Here is a 12,479-nt window from a genome sequence, read left to right on the forward strand (position 1 = left end):
TACACCTCGCAGGCGTGTCCGGAGTGCGGGTGGGTGTCCAGGGCGAACCGGCCGGCGCGGACTTCTTGAAGGCGTCCTTGACCTTCTTGCCGGCGTCCTTGACTTTCTCGCCGGCCTGTCTGAGGCCCCCTTCGGCCTGTTCTGTACGCCCTTCGGCCCTCAGGTCCTCGTCGTCGGTGGCCTTTCCCAGGGTCTCCTTCGCCCGGCCCTTGAGCTCCTGCGCCTTGTTGCGGATCTTGTCATCGGCGCCCATGTCCATGCCTTTCTCATCGGTTCCCGGAAACTCCCACTTTCCGAACAGGCCGACCAGAAACATGGGGACCGGTCAGGGCAAGGCCCCGCCCCGGGTTAGTTGACGCAGTCCTGCTTGTGGAGCCCCAGCGCCATCTCGTACACCTTGCCCTTGTTGAGGAGGAAGGAGTAGTAAGCATGTGACTTGCCGGGGATGTCGACGTACGGGTAGCCGCTGGCGGCCGTCTTCAGCTTGGGATAGGCCTTCTTGATCTGCTTGTACGTGGAGCCCAGTCCGATGCCCTCAGGGGTCTTGGCGCCCTTGGGCGCGAAGATCACCGCGACGCCGTGCTTCTTGGAGATGTAGAGGCTGACGGAGTCGCGGCCTACCGGTACAGGCTTCAGGTTCCAGCCGGTGCAGGCAGGGGAGACGCCGGTCCCGTCGACGGGCGTGATCTTGCCGGTGGCCTCGGCCGCCCTCGCGCTCATCCCCAGCGTGATGCCCCTATATCCGGAAGGGCCGAAAGCGGCGGGCGCGGTCGCGGCGTGCGCCGCTGGCGCGAGGCCGCCCAGCACCAGCCCTGCGGCCAGGGTCGTGCCCAATACGGTACGGGTCATCGTGTGTGTGGTCATGCACGGTTGGATGGACGAATGAGCCGCGAAGTTCGCACGAGACGAGGTTCTGACAACTGCTCCCGCTCGAAGTAGCCTCGAGATCGGGCCGTGGACCGTACGCGACACCGGGACCGAAGACCGCACGGTCTACGTGAGATGATCAGCTTCCTGCACGCCGTCCGGATCCTGAGCGACCATCTGGGCGAGCTCGCGGCCAAGGTGCCGAAGCTGGAGCTCGCCGACGAGCAGGTCAGGGCCGCGGCGCGGACGAATCCCGAGTTACGGGCGATGGTCGACCAGCTGGGCCGCATCCCGGTCGTCCACGCGGACAAGGCTCGTGAGGTCCTCGGCTGGCAGCCGCGCGCCCCGGAGGCCGCCATCGCCGACACCGCGGACAGCCTCATCCGCCTCGGCCTGGTGGCGAGCCGACCCTCGGCCACCGGTCGTTCGGCGACGTTCGGCAACCGATCGAGATCATGAACCCGAGGGCGGGGCGTGCTCGCGATAACAGAGCACTCGCTCCATAATGGTGTATCGTCGTTTCCGGCGCTGTGAGGTGTGCGGCGGCCTGTCGCCAGGCCGATACTCACCCGACCCGATCTTCCGCGGATCTTTGAGGAAGTAGTTCTGGGCTGATAATCAGGAGTTTTGATGTTGGCAAATCTCTCTCGGTCTTGCTCGCTGACCTTGTCGAAAGCTTTCGGCGGGTTGATCGGACAAGACGAGAAGTTCGCTTTGGAAGCGTCGCCGCAGCATGCTCCTGTCCACGGCAGAGGTATCCGAGTCTGGGGTCGCGGTTGCATCATGGGCGCCGAGGCCGAGATTTTAATGGGCGCCCATTGAGCACTGCGTCATGGGCCGATGGAATATTCGTAATCGACGACTCAAGCGCGATTTAGGAGCGTGAGCATGGCGCCAGAATCGATACCACCCAAGGCCCTGGAGGACAACTGGCCGGGTCTGGAAGCGGAACGAGATGGCGTCACCTACAACGAAAAGGCGATCAGGGAAAGTGCCAAAGCGCTGAGAGAGGTGCTGGGGCGCTTCACCGGCGAAGGGGGCAGCGCCAAGGGGAGCAGCCTGGCCGCCGGCCAGGGCTCCATCGATGATCTGACCAAGTACGCCGGGCTCGAGGAACTGAGGACCCAGTTGCAGAGCGTTGCCCGGTGGGAGGGCGGTCGCGCGTTCGCCGAAATGCTGGAGACCTGCCACCAGGAGTTCACCACGATCTATCGAGAGGTCCAGAAGAACTTCGATATCGCGATCGCGCTGCTCGACGCCGGTGCGGGCGAATACAAGGACGTCAGCGACGCGAACACGGACGGAGCCTAGCCACCCATGGCCCAGAAGACCGACAAGAAGACACACTGGCTCAAGCCCTCCCGCGGTGAAGATTGGACAATCTATAACGACGACCGCAGATTTGAGGAGGTCAGGGACTTCATCAAGGGCATCAGCGTCAAGGAGATTCAGGATGCCGGCGCCTCCTACGTGGACGCGTGTTCGGTCGTCGCCAACGCCCAATGGGTGCTCGGGCAGGAAGCCGAGGCTCTCGCCAAGGTCTGGGAGGGCAAGGCCTCCGTAACGGCACAGCGGGCCCTGAGAACTCTTTACATAGCGCTCGGCGAACTCTCTGACAAGCTGCTGGCGATGGGCCGTCCGCTCGAGACCCTGGCCGGAGTGGTACGCCAATACCAGGAGTCCATCGACGACGTACTTCCGGAGGCGGAGCGCGAAACCTCTTTCGGCTTCAGGCCCGATGGTCACGGCGACTACATTTTTAACGGAGTCCTGCAGTCGGGCAAGCATGGCGTGGATTTCTTCGGCAAGAATGTCCTGGGTAAGCTGGCAGGATTGCGGCTGGAAGCGTTCAGCAAGGACCTCGAGGCGATCTACGGCACCCTTCCCAAGACGGTGGAGATGGAACTGCCCGCCATCGCCTATCCGGTGGCGCCGCATGAGAAGCCCGAAACGGTCGACTACAGGTTCGGCGAGAGGCCGTCCGGCGGAGCCTCCGACCGCTCCTCCTCCCATATAAGCCCCATTGACACTGACCGCTCAGGCGGCGGCCCCGCGTTACCTGCCGGCGTGGACTCTTCCGCACCGCATGGCGAGCGCGCCCACTTCCCTGGTGATTCCGAGGACCGGAGCAAGGACCTCGGTCAAGGGCCGGACGGTCCATCGTCCGACGCCGCCCCGGGCGGCACGAACGCACCCCGTTGGCCCGTCCTCGACGCGAACGGCAACGACGCATCGCCTGGCGACCCCACCCGCGGCTCGAACGATCCCACGAGCGATCGGTCCACCGACCCGCATACCAAGCTGGCGGACTTCCAGCGCCCCATCGACTCGGACAGCGGCCCGATCCACTCCACCCCCAAGAGCCCGAACCACTCCGCGGCCACGGACCCCGGCAATCCCGGCACCGGCATGGGCGGCGGATCGGGAGCCCCGCCGACGATCAACGGCATTCGGGCCACCGCCACGAACGGGACAAGCTCCCCCTTCATGCCGATGAGCGGGATGGGCGGTGCGAGCGGCCAGGAGGAAAAGGAACGCGAATCCGCCACCTGGCTCCACGAGGACGACGACGTCTGGGGCGGCGACATGGACGGTGTGGTCCACGACAGAATCGGCTGATCGCCTGCCAAGCGCCACAGCAAGGCCCGTGTCGTGCGTCCGATCGCCATCACCGGCTGAGAACGTGCCGCCTAGGACGGCCGGCGACGACGGCGTGTGGTTCGCCGTCGCCGCCGTTGCTCCGCGGTTATCGGTAGGCGCTGGCTTGGAGGGTGTAGAGGTCGGCGTACAGGCCGTCCAGGGACATGAGGGTGTCGTGGGTGCCCTGCTCGGTCACCTTGCCGTGCTCCAGGACGTAGATGCGGTCGGCGTAGCGGACGCTGGCCAGCCGGTGAGTGATGAGCAGGACGGTGCGGCCGTCGGAGTGGCCGCGGATGCGTTCGAACAGGGCGTGCTCGGCGCGGGCGTCGAGGGCGGCGGTCGGCTCGTCGCAGATGAGCAGCGCCGCGTCGCGGTGGAAGCCCCGGGCCACCGCGATGCGCTGCCACTGGCCGCCGGACAGCTCGTGGCCGTCTTTGAAGCGCCGGTCGAGCAGCGTGCGGTAGCCGTGGGGGAGGTCGCCGATGACCACGTCGGCCCCGGCCACCTCGGCGGCCGAGTGCAGGGCCGCCTCGCCCTTGTCGGTGCCCATGGTGATGTTGTAACGGGCCGTGAGCGGCCAGCGGGTGTGGTCCTGCGCGATGACCGCGGTGCGCAGCCGGAGGTCGTCGGGGTTGACGTCTTTCAGGTCGATCTCGTCCCAGGCGACGGTGCCACTGTCGGGTTCATAGAGGCCGGAGAGGATCTTGGCGAGGGTGGTCTTGCCCGAGCCGTTCTCGCCGACGAAGGCGACGATCTCGCCGCGCTTGATCTCGATGGACACGTCGCAGAGCGCGGGCTCGTCGGCGCCCGGATAGGTGAAGGACACCTTGTCGGCGACGATGCACTGGAAGGACTCGGGCGCCGTGAGCGCGCGGGGGCCGGGCAGCCGGCGTTCGGCGTCGGCGCAGAACTCCAGGAAGTCGGTGAAGTAGAGGCCCTGCTCGTAGAGGCGGTTGGTGGCGTACATGAGGCTGCTCAGGGACTGCTGACCGGATCTGATCGCCAGGACGGCGGTGCCCGCCACGGCGAGCGGGATCGCGGCGATGGCCAGCAGGATGCCCAGCGCGACGTAGACCACGCCGGTGCCCAGGCCGCCGAAGGCCTCGCCCACGAGCCGGGCCACCGTCTGCCGTCTGGCCAGCAGCAGGAGCACCTCCTGCTCGGCCTTGGCCACCGCGTCGTAGAGGCGCAGCAGGAAGCCGCGCATCGTGAACGAGCGGACCTCGGCCGCGGACTCGCGCTCGGCCAGCAGCGAGGCGATGATCCACTTGCGACGGTGGGCCGGGATGAGGGAGTACATGGTCGTGTAGCGCATCCGCGCGCTGCGGACCGCGGCCCAGGCGTCGGGCAGCACCGCCAGCAGGAGCAGCGGCAGCATGAGCGGGTGGAGGACGCCGAGCACCCCGGCCACGGCCGTGATGCCGACCACGGCCGTCACCACGTCGATGGCCGAGGACACCACCGAGTCGGCCACGGCCACGCCCCGCATGCTGGCGCGCTCGAGGGAGTCGTGGAAGTCGGGGTCGTCGTAGGCGACCAGGTCGACGCGGCTGGTCAGGCCGTAGAGCCGCTCCTCGGTGTGCAGGGAGATCTGGGGGGTGAGGCGGGACTGCGCCCAGCCCGCGCCCGCCTGCATGACGGTGCGCAGGGCGGCGGCGGTGGCGACGAGGGCGAGGCTGGGCAGCGCGGCCATCACGCGGTCGGGGGTGGCACCCTGGCTGAACAGGGCGGCGAGCACGCCGGTCGTGGCCAGCAGCCCGAAGGCGGTGAACACCCCGCCGAGCAGGTTGAGCGCGACGGTGGCCAGGGTGTCGCGTGGGCTGGCTCCCCAGGCCATGCGCAGCGCCTGGCGCACGAGGGAAGGGAGCCGGCGGGCGATGGTCAGGAAGCTGACTTCCGCCATCTTGTCGGTGTGGGCATGCCAGTCGGAGATGGAGATCTCGCCGAGTTCGAGAGGCTCATCAGACATACGCTCAGTGTGCACTCGGGCACCGACAGTTTCATCAGGTCATCTTCTCCGGGGCCGCCGCCGATGCTCGGCGCCGTTCCGGACCGCCTGTTCGTCCGCTGTCCGGCCGATTCTGTGACGCCTCGGTGAAGACGTAGACATAGGGGTGGTGCGGCCGTACCGAACCGTCGGCGGCGGCCCGCGCCAGGGCGAGCGCGCCGTCGGCGGAGTTGCCTCGGGGCGGTTCGAAGCGAGCCTCGGGAAGTAGCGTACGGACGGTGCTCTGGAAGGGCTCCATCAGCAGGTCCGCGGCGTCGAACAGCCGGCCGCCCCAGGAGAAGACCGGGTCGAGCCCGGACGCGGCGGCCAGCGCGGTCTGGCCGAGCTGCCGGCCGGCCTCGGTCCAGATCTGCCGGGCCACCGGGTCCCCGTCACGGGCCGCCTCGCCGACGGCCGGTGCGAACGAGGCGAAGTGGTGGGCCGCCGACCCCGCCGCGTACACCAGCGCCACCAGCTCCGATGGGGGCCCGAAGTGAGCCGTCAGGCGCTCGAGAAGCGCGGGCGACCCGCCGGCCCGGCCGTCATGCGCGCGCAGAGCGGCGTGCAGGCCGTGCATCCCGATCCAGGCGCCGCCGCCGTGGTCGCCGAGCAGGTATCCCCACCCGTCGGACTGGTTCCAGACGCCGTCCAGGTCGGTGCCGAGGGTGATGACGCCCGTGCCCGCGGCGACGACGACTCCGGGCCGGAACCCGAGCGCGCCGACGTGCGTGGTCACCATGTCGCCGGTGACCACGAGCGTGCCCAGGCCGAACCGTCCGCGCAGGGCGTGCCAGAGCGTGCTCGGGTCCGGGACCAGGCCCGGCAATCCGGTCGTGCCGATCGCCATGCCGGCGAACCGGTCGAGCTCCCGGCCGCCCACGGCGTTCTGGATGACCCGGATGATTCGCTCCGCGAGCCGATCGAGGTCGACCCTGCCCTGCGCACGCGGCACCGGGGACGCGTCGTCCCCGGACACGATCGACCCGCCCGCCTCGATCCGCACCCTGATCCCGCCACCGCCGACGTCCACGCCCGCCAGGTTCATCTGCCGCCCGTCAGCGCCGACGTTCATGTTCGCCAGATGAGTCTGCCGCCCGTCAGCGCCGACGTCCACGCCCGCCAGTCCGCCACCGCCGGCGTTCACGCCTCCCAGTCTCATCCGGCGTCCGCCAGCGCGGCGACGGCCGCACGGACGCCCGGATGCCGCTCCAGCGCGGTCCGCGCCCGCTCTGCCGAGCAGCCGGTGAGCAGCCGTACCAGCGCCTCCGGGATGTTGCCGCCCGCGTCGGCCAGGACCGCGCGGCAGCTCGCCTCTTCCTCACCCGTCGCCTCCACGAGCAGGCTCACCGCGCGCTCGCCGAGCTTGGCGTTGGTGGCGACCAGCCCGACCATGAGGTTGCCGTACGTCCGGCCCGCCTTGATCATGAGAGCCGTCGAGAACGAGTTGAGTATCACCTTCGTCGCCGTGCCGGCCTTGAGCCGGGTCGAGCCGGTCAGCGCCTCCGGCCCGGTGGCGGCGACGACGCTGATCTCGGCCAGCTCGCGGAGCGGAGCGTCCGGGTTGCAGGTGACCAGCACCGTGAGGGCGCCGGCGGAGCGGGCCGCGCGCAGCGCGCCGGCCACGTACGGGGTCGAGCCGGACGCAGTGATCCCGATCGCCACACTGGCCTCGTCGAGGCCGGCGGCGTCGGCGGCGCCCAGCGCCTCGGCGTCCTCCTGGTCGACGGAGGAGTCGGTGACGGCGGCGAGCCCACCGGCGAAGTGGGCGGTGAACAGGCCACGCGCCGCCCCGAAGGTCGGCGTGATCTCCGTGGCGTCCAGCACCGCCAGCCGTCCGGAGGCGCCGGCGCCGAAGTAGTGCACCGTTCCGCCCCGGTTCAGCCGGAGATGTGCTTCGTCCACCGCGCGGGCGAGCTGATCGCCGGCCGCGCCGACTGCCTCGACCGCCCGGGCGTCCTCCTCTCGCAGCAACCGGAGGACCTCACGGGACTCCAGGGTGTCGATGTCGGCGGTGCGCGGGTTCCGGCGCTCGGTCGGAGGTACCACCTGGGGCATCGTTCTCCTCATCGGTCGTGTCATCGGTCGTGTTCGTGCGGCTGGGCAAGTGAGCCGGTTTGGTCGGCATAGGCGGCGAACAGCCGGCGTGACTCCGTGGCGAGGTCGCCCAGGTCCTGCGGCGGCGCAGCCGGGCCCTCCCGCAGGAAGAGCTCGGCCCGGTCGCGGAGCCGCTCATCCAGGTCCGCATCGGGCCCGTCGCCGGGCGTGGCGAGCGCGTCGTTGAGGCCACGCGCCCACAGCTCCCAGCGATCCCGGTAATAGCCGCCGACGAGCCCGCTCCAGTGCCGCCCCGCGTAATCGTCGAGCAGGGGGCTGGAGGAGGTGCCCCAGACCGTGATGATGCGGCGGGCGTTGTCCCGCAGGACGTCGCGTTCGGCCGGGTCGGTCGCCCACGACAGGGCCTTGGACTCCCAGTGCTGGAAGGTGTACTCGGGGCGAGCGGCCAGCATCCGGTCCAGGTCATCGAAGACGCGCAGGAACCGGTCGACATGGGGCCGGCTGGCCGCACCGAGCGCGGCCGACCGCTCCACGGCGTCGAGGTAGTAGCGGTCGGCGACCCTGACCATGAACGCGATGCCCACCTCGACGAGGTCATGCCCCAGCGGGCCGGCCAGCAGGTCAGGGTGCTGCTCGGCCACCTCGATCATCCGTTCCCAGGCCGCGGCCAGCTCCGCCGGTTCGTACCAGAGGGTGCCGGTGACGTTGGCGCGCGCCTCGGCCATCCCCGCGTAGGAGGGTTTGGCGGTGAGGATGCCGTTGAACTGTGCGGGGTAGATCCGCAGGCCCCGGGTGTCGTAGACGGTGTGCAGGAGGCCGCGCCAGGCGGTACGCAGCGCAGCCGCGCTCCTGTCGTAGCGCTGGGTGACGAAGGCGTCGAGCCAGGCGTCGAGGTCGGTGACCCGGTTCCAGATCTGGTCGGTCACGAGCTCGAAGAAGACGGGGTTGTTGCGGGTGGCCTCCATGGACAGGCCGAGGCCCGTGGGCGGGTTCGGCGCCGCCAGGGCGGTGTCGATCGCGGCCGGCACCGCCCGCAGGTCGGCGACCGGGTCGGTGCGGCCACCGAAGTTGAGCAGCGCGCACCAGAGCCAGGGCTTGCCGGAGAACTCCTCGAAGCGCTCCCACAGCGGGTCGTACTCCGCCCACAAGTCCGCGACGAGCATCCGGTCATTCGGGATCGCGTCGAGGAAGGCGGTGACGCGGTCCTCGGTCCAGAACTCCCGCTGGTAGGAGAAGGGCCAGGCCTGCATGAGCCAGACCGCGTCCGGGTCGGCGGCCCGCAGCCCGGCCAGCGTCGCCGTCGCCACGGCCCCGGGGAAGGAGGGGTCGGCGTCGACCGGGATCATCTCGATGAACGGATCGGCGGCGTACAGGTGATCGGTGCCGAAGAGCTTGATCTGGGCGCGGGCGATCTCGGTGCTCAGCCGCTCGTAGAGCGGGTCGGCCGGGTCGAGGACCCAGGTCTCGAACCCCTGCCAGTTGCGGCGCGCGGCCCGCGACGACGCGGCGATCTGGTGCGGGACGTGTCCGGTGAAGGCCGGAAGGACGGGCGTCATGCCGAAGGCGCGCTCGCGGTCGAGGATGCGCGCCCCGAGCTCGCGATGACTGTCGATCCAGGACGCGGGGAGCGGACCGGCGAAGCCATCCATGCACCCCATGAACTGGAACGGAAGGTAGCCTGGCCCGCCAAGGAAGCTACGGATGGTGTGATCGTCGAGACCGAGGAGGGAGTAGGCGGCGTGCAGCGCGGCCTCGTGGCCGGTGATGGCGAGCGGCATGGTGATGCCGTGCAGCGCCATCCAGTCGATCTCGCGCTCCCAGTCGGCCCAGTCCCAGTACGGCATGGTGTAGCTGAACGTACAGAAGTTGAAGTAGTAGCCGTCCTGGACCCGCGCCGAGCCCTGCCGGGGCGGGCTGTCCGCGAGGGACGTCAGCCGCAACGGCAGCACGGTGTCCCAGCCCACGGACAGCTCGCAGCATTCCCGCAGATAGTGATGGAGAGCGACCGCGGCGCTCACGCCGTCCGTGGCGGCGACGGTGAGCGATCCGTCCCTCGCCTCGTACTCATAGCCCCGCCCCGCGCCTTCGCGCGTGACGAAGCGGATCGACTCGGCCACCGGCCCGAGAACGCGGTGGGCGAGACCGCTGACGGTGTCCGCCCACGGCGGGGGCTGCTCGTCGTCACCGGATGACATCGCAGGTCACGCCCCTCGACGAATTAGTTCCGTACGGTCCATAATTATTATGCTAGCGTACCCGCAAGTCGAGACCAGGGAGAGGTCATGGAGCAGGTGGTCGCTGTTGGCACGCAGTTCATGCGTGAGGTCAACGCGGGTGCCATCCTGCGGCGGCTACGGACCGAGACCAGCATGAGCGTGTCCGCGCTGGCCAAGGCGGTCGGGCTTTCCCGGCAGGCGGTCACCCGTTCGCTCAACGCGCTGGCCGCGGAGGGACTCGTCGAGTTCGGCTCCCTCGATCGGGACTCCAGCAGGGCCGGACGGCCCGCGCAGCTCGTCCGCTTCCGGGCGGAGGCGGGCTACGTGCTCGGCCTGTCGATCAGCCCGCAGGAGCTGCGGGTCGCGGTCTCGGACCTGGCCGGTACGGTCGCCGCCGCCGACGCGGTGCAACTCTGCGGCGGTTCCCATGGTCAGCAGGTGGTGGAGACACTCCTGCCCGCGGTGGCACGCACGCTGGAGGCGGCGGGCATCACGACCGGCGACCTGTGGTTCGCCTCGGTGGGCACGCCCGGCATAGTCGACCCGGCGACCGGGATCATCCGGCTCATCCCGAGCATGCCCGGCCTGACCGGCGATCTCCTCCATCGCCGGATGAAGGACGCCCTCGGCTGCCCGGTCTACCTGGACAACGACGTCAAGCTGGCCACCCAGGGCGAACGGTGGCGGGATTCCGAACGCCGCGAGGACTCGCTGGTGATGGTTCACTGGGGCGAACGCGTCGGCGCCGGCATCGTGCTGAACGGCGAGCTCTACCGCGGTGCCTCCAACGACGCCGGTGACGTCGGCTTTCTCGACCTGTTCGCGGCCACTCCTCCCGAGCCCCGCCATCCGCACGGCCTCGGCCCGTTCGAGGATTGGGTGGGCGGCGAGGAGATCGTCCGGCTGGCGAAGGCGGCGGCCGAGCGCGACGGCGACGACGCCCTCCGAGCCCGGCTCGAAGCGGCGGGGGAGCGGGCGTTCGACGCCGTGCTGGACGCCGTCGTCGACGGCACACCCTCGGCCCTGGACGCGCTTGACGTGGTCGCCCGCCGCTTCGCCAAAGGCGTCGCGGCGATCCGGGCGATCCTCGACCCGCGGCTCGTGGTCATCGGCGGGCCGCTGGCCAGATGCGGCGAGACATTGCTCGCCGCAGTCCGGCGGCACCTGGCCGAGCAGCCCCTGGACCAGCCGGCCCTGGAGGTCTCGACCCTCCAGGACGATGCCGTCGTCCACGGGGCCCTGCGTCACTCGCTGGAGGAGATCGAGCGAACCAGGTTCGACCTGGTGAGAAGCGGCCGCCAGGAGGTCCGTTGAAGAACCCGCTTGGAGATCAGCGACTTGGAGATTGGCGACTTGGAGATTGGCGACTTGGAGATAGGCGAAAGGTCATGCACATGACAGCACCAGGTCGGTGGCAGGCGCTCGTGGCGCTCGGCACCGCGGCGACACTCACCCTGACGGCCTGCGCGGGCACCGGCGGCACCGGCGCCCCGAGCGGGGACGCGGCGAAGAAGATCGACGTATCGACGACCATCCCCAACGACCCGGTCACGCTGACCTTGGCCTACAGCAATGATCCCCCCACCCAGACCCTCATCGACGGCTTCACCAAGAAGCACCCGAACGTCACCATCAAGCCCCAGATGACGCCGTTCAACGACTACGTCAAGTCGATCAAGCTGTCGATGTCGTCGGACGCGGCGCCGGACATCGCGCAGTACAACCCGGGCGCGATGAACTCCCTGGTCCCGGCCGGCCTCATCCTGGACCTGGGCCCGTGGAACAAGGCGTACGGATGGACCGGCAAGTTCCCGCCCTCCAGCCTCGAGGTTCTCAGCTCCGACAAGGCGGCCAAGCAGTTCGGCACCGGCGGCCTGTACGCCGTGCCGGGCGGGCTGTCGGTGGTCGGCGTCTACTACAACAAGAAGATGGTCAAGGAGGCGCCGAAGACGCTGGCCGAGTTCGAGGCCGCGATGCAGAAGGTGAAGGACGCCGGCCAGACCCCGCTGAGCCTCGGCGCGCTGCAGGTCGGCGGCTTCCACCTGTGGAACGCGCTGCTCAACGTCACCGGCGACGTCGACGCCTACCGGAGCTGGGTCTACGGCAAGCCGGGCGGGACGATCAAGACCGACGCCGCGAAGAAGGCCTCCCAGACGCTGATCGACTGGTCGAAGAAGGGCTTCTTCCCCGCGGGCGCGAGCGCCACGGCGGACCCCGACGCGCTGGCGAACTTCTCCAAGGGCAAGAGCGCGTTCCTGGTGACCGGCAACTGGGGCGCCACCGCCGTGGAGAAGGAGCTGGGCGCCGACGCCGGCTTCTTCCTCATGCCCACGGCATCGGGCGAGCCGGCCAAGGTCGCCTCGGGGGCGAGCGTCGCCTACGCCATCTCGGCCAAGACGAAGCACCCGAACGTCGCCGCGGCGTTCCTCGACTACCTGAGCTCGCCGGAAGCGGCGAAGATCGAGTTCGACGGCGGGTTCATGCCGGTCGACACCAAGGCCGAGCTCGGCGCCCAGGGGCTGCGCGGCGAGATCGCCACCGCATTCACACCAGTGGCGCAGGCCAACGGGATCGTCCCCTTCCCCGACTACGCCTCGCCCGGCATGATCGACAAGCTGACCCCCGGTATCCAGGGGCTCCTCAGCGACAAGATGACCGTCGACGACTTCCTGAGCTCCCTGCAGGAGTCGTGGGACGGACACCATGGCTCGTGA

General features: G+C 69.3%; 11 protein-coding genes. 5 read left to right on the top strand and 6 right to left on the bottom strand.

Annotated features, from left to right (window positions below):
• Positions 1 to 316, bottom strand: a 316-nt coding sequence (locus tag AB0L53_RS29580; RefSeq protein ID WP_364000480.1) for a CsbD family protein, incomplete at its 3' end; no start/stop codon positions are given.
• A gap of 32 nt (positions 317 to 348) precedes the next feature.
• Positions 349 to 864, bottom strand: coding sequence for a hypothetical protein (locus AB0L53_RS29585; RefSeq protein WP_364000483.1), 516 nt, complete (start codon positions 862 to 864; stop codon positions 349 to 351).
• A gap of 138 nt (positions 865 to 1,002) precedes the next feature.
• Between AB0L53_RS29585 and AB0L53_RS29590 the strand changes: the two genes are divergently transcribed.
• The 3 genes from AB0L53_RS29590 (at position 1,003) to AB0L53_RS29600 (ending at position 3,486) form a co-directional block, all read left to right on the top strand.
• Positions 1,003 to 1,326: a hypothetical protein gene (locus tag AB0L53_RS29590; protein WP_364000486.1), complete on the top strand. Its 324-nt coding sequence runs from the start codon at positions 1,003 to 1,005 to the stop codon at positions 1,324 to 1,326.
• 429 nt (positions 1,327 to 1,755) lie between these two features.
• Positions 1,756 to 2,178 carry a hypothetical protein gene (locus AB0L53_RS29595; protein WP_364000489.1) on the top strand — a complete coding sequence of 141 codons (423 nt, stop codon included), beginning with the start codon at positions 1,756 to 1,758 and terminating at the stop codon, positions 2,176 to 2,178.
• A gap of 6 nt (positions 2,179 to 2,184) precedes the next feature.
• Complete coding sequence (locus tag AB0L53_RS29600) at positions 2,185 to 3,486, top strand: hypothetical protein (protein ID WP_364000491.1); 1,302 nt, start codon at positions 2,185 to 2,187, stop codon at positions 3,484 to 3,486.
• 127 nt (positions 3,487 to 3,613) lie between these two features.
• On the opposite strand, the gene AB0L53_RS29605 is transcribed toward AB0L53_RS29600, so the two are convergent.
• From AB0L53_RS29605 to AB0L53_RS29620, 4 genes are read right to left on the bottom strand one after another with little or no spacing between them, the layout of a single operon-like run.
• On the bottom strand, positions 3,614 to 5,476 hold the full coding sequence (locus AB0L53_RS29605) for an ABC transporter ATP-binding protein (RefSeq protein ID WP_364000494.1): 1,863 nt from the start codon (positions 5,474 to 5,476) through the stop codon (positions 3,614 to 3,616).
• A gap of 34 nt (positions 5,477 to 5,510) precedes the next feature.
• A complete protein-coding gene (locus tag AB0L53_RS29610) occupies positions 5,511 to 6,638 on the bottom strand; it encodes a BadF/BadG/BcrA/BcrD ATPase family protein (protein ID WP_364000497.1) in 1,128 nt (375 codons plus the stop codon).
• Positions 6,639 to 6,649: 11 nt separating this feature from the next.
• The gene (locus AB0L53_RS29615) at positions 6,650 to 7,549 is read right to left on the bottom strand and encodes an N-acetylmuramic acid 6-phosphate etherase (RefSeq protein WP_364000500.1); all 900 of its coding nucleotides are present in this window, start codon (positions 7,547 to 7,549) and stop codon (positions 6,650 to 6,652) included.
• Between the two features lie 20 nt (positions 7,550 to 7,569).
• Entirely contained in the window at positions 7,570 to 9,744 is a 2,175-nt protein-coding gene (locus AB0L53_RS29620; protein ID WP_364000503.1) for an alpha-N-acetylglucosaminidase TIM-barrel domain-containing protein, read from the bottom strand.
• An 87-nt stretch (positions 9,745 to 9,831) separates the two neighbouring features.
• Here AB0L53_RS29620 and AB0L53_RS29625 point away from each other — a divergent pair, with 87 nt between their 5' ends.
• Both AB0L53_RS29625 and AB0L53_RS29630 read left to right on the top strand, forming a co-directional pair.
• Entirely contained in the window at positions 9,832 to 11,079 is a 1,248-nt protein-coding gene (locus tag AB0L53_RS29625; RefSeq protein WP_364000505.1) for an ROK family transcriptional regulator, read from the top strand.
• 80 nt (positions 11,080 to 11,159) lie between these two features.
• Positions 11,160 to 12,479: an extracellular solute-binding protein gene (locus AB0L53_RS29630; protein WP_364000508.1), complete on the top strand. Its 1,320-nt coding sequence runs from the start codon at positions 11,160 to 11,162 to the stop codon at positions 12,477 to 12,479.

Source organism: Nonomuraea sp. NPDC052129 (assembly GCF_040680095.1).
In the GTDB taxonomy this organism is placed as follows: Bacteria; Actinomycetota; Actinomycetes; order Streptosporangiales; family Streptosporangiaceae; genus Nonomuraea.

Excerpts from the sequence above, each read along its gene's own strand:
- AB0L53_RS29585 (WP_364000483.1), bottom strand. The coding sequence starts at position 864 with ATGACCACACACACGATGACCCGTACCGTATTGGGCACGACCCTGGCC.
- AB0L53_RS29590 (WP_364000486.1), top strand. The coding sequence starts at position 1,003 with ATGATCAGCTTCCTGCACGCCGTCCGGATCCTGAGCGACCATCTGGGC.
- AB0L53_RS29595 (WP_364000489.1), top strand. The coding sequence starts at position 1,756 with ATGGCGCCAGAATCGATACCACCCAAGGCCCTGGAGGACAACTGGCCG.
- AB0L53_RS29600 (WP_364000491.1), top strand. The coding sequence starts at position 2,185 with ATGGCCCAGAAGACCGACAAGAAGACACACTGGCTCAAGCCCTCCCGC.
- AB0L53_RS29605 (WP_364000494.1), bottom strand. The coding sequence starts at position 5,476 with ATGTCTGATGAGCCTCTCGAACTCGGCGAGATCTCCATCTCCGACTGG.
- AB0L53_RS29615 (WP_364000500.1), bottom strand. The coding sequence starts at position 7,549 with ATGCCCCAGGTGGTACCTCCGACCGAGCGCCGGAACCCGCGCACCGCC.
- AB0L53_RS29620 (WP_364000503.1), bottom strand. The coding sequence starts at position 9,744 with ATGTCATCCGGTGACGACGAGCAGCCCCCGCCGTGGGCGGACACCGTC.
- AB0L53_RS29625 (WP_364000505.1), top strand. The coding sequence starts at position 9,832 with ATGGAGCAGGTGGTCGCTGTTGGCACGCAGTTCATGCGTGAGGTCAAC.
- AB0L53_RS29630 (WP_364000508.1), top strand. The coding sequence starts at position 11,160 with ATGACAGCACCAGGTCGGTGGCAGGCGCTCGTGGCGCTCGGCACCGCG.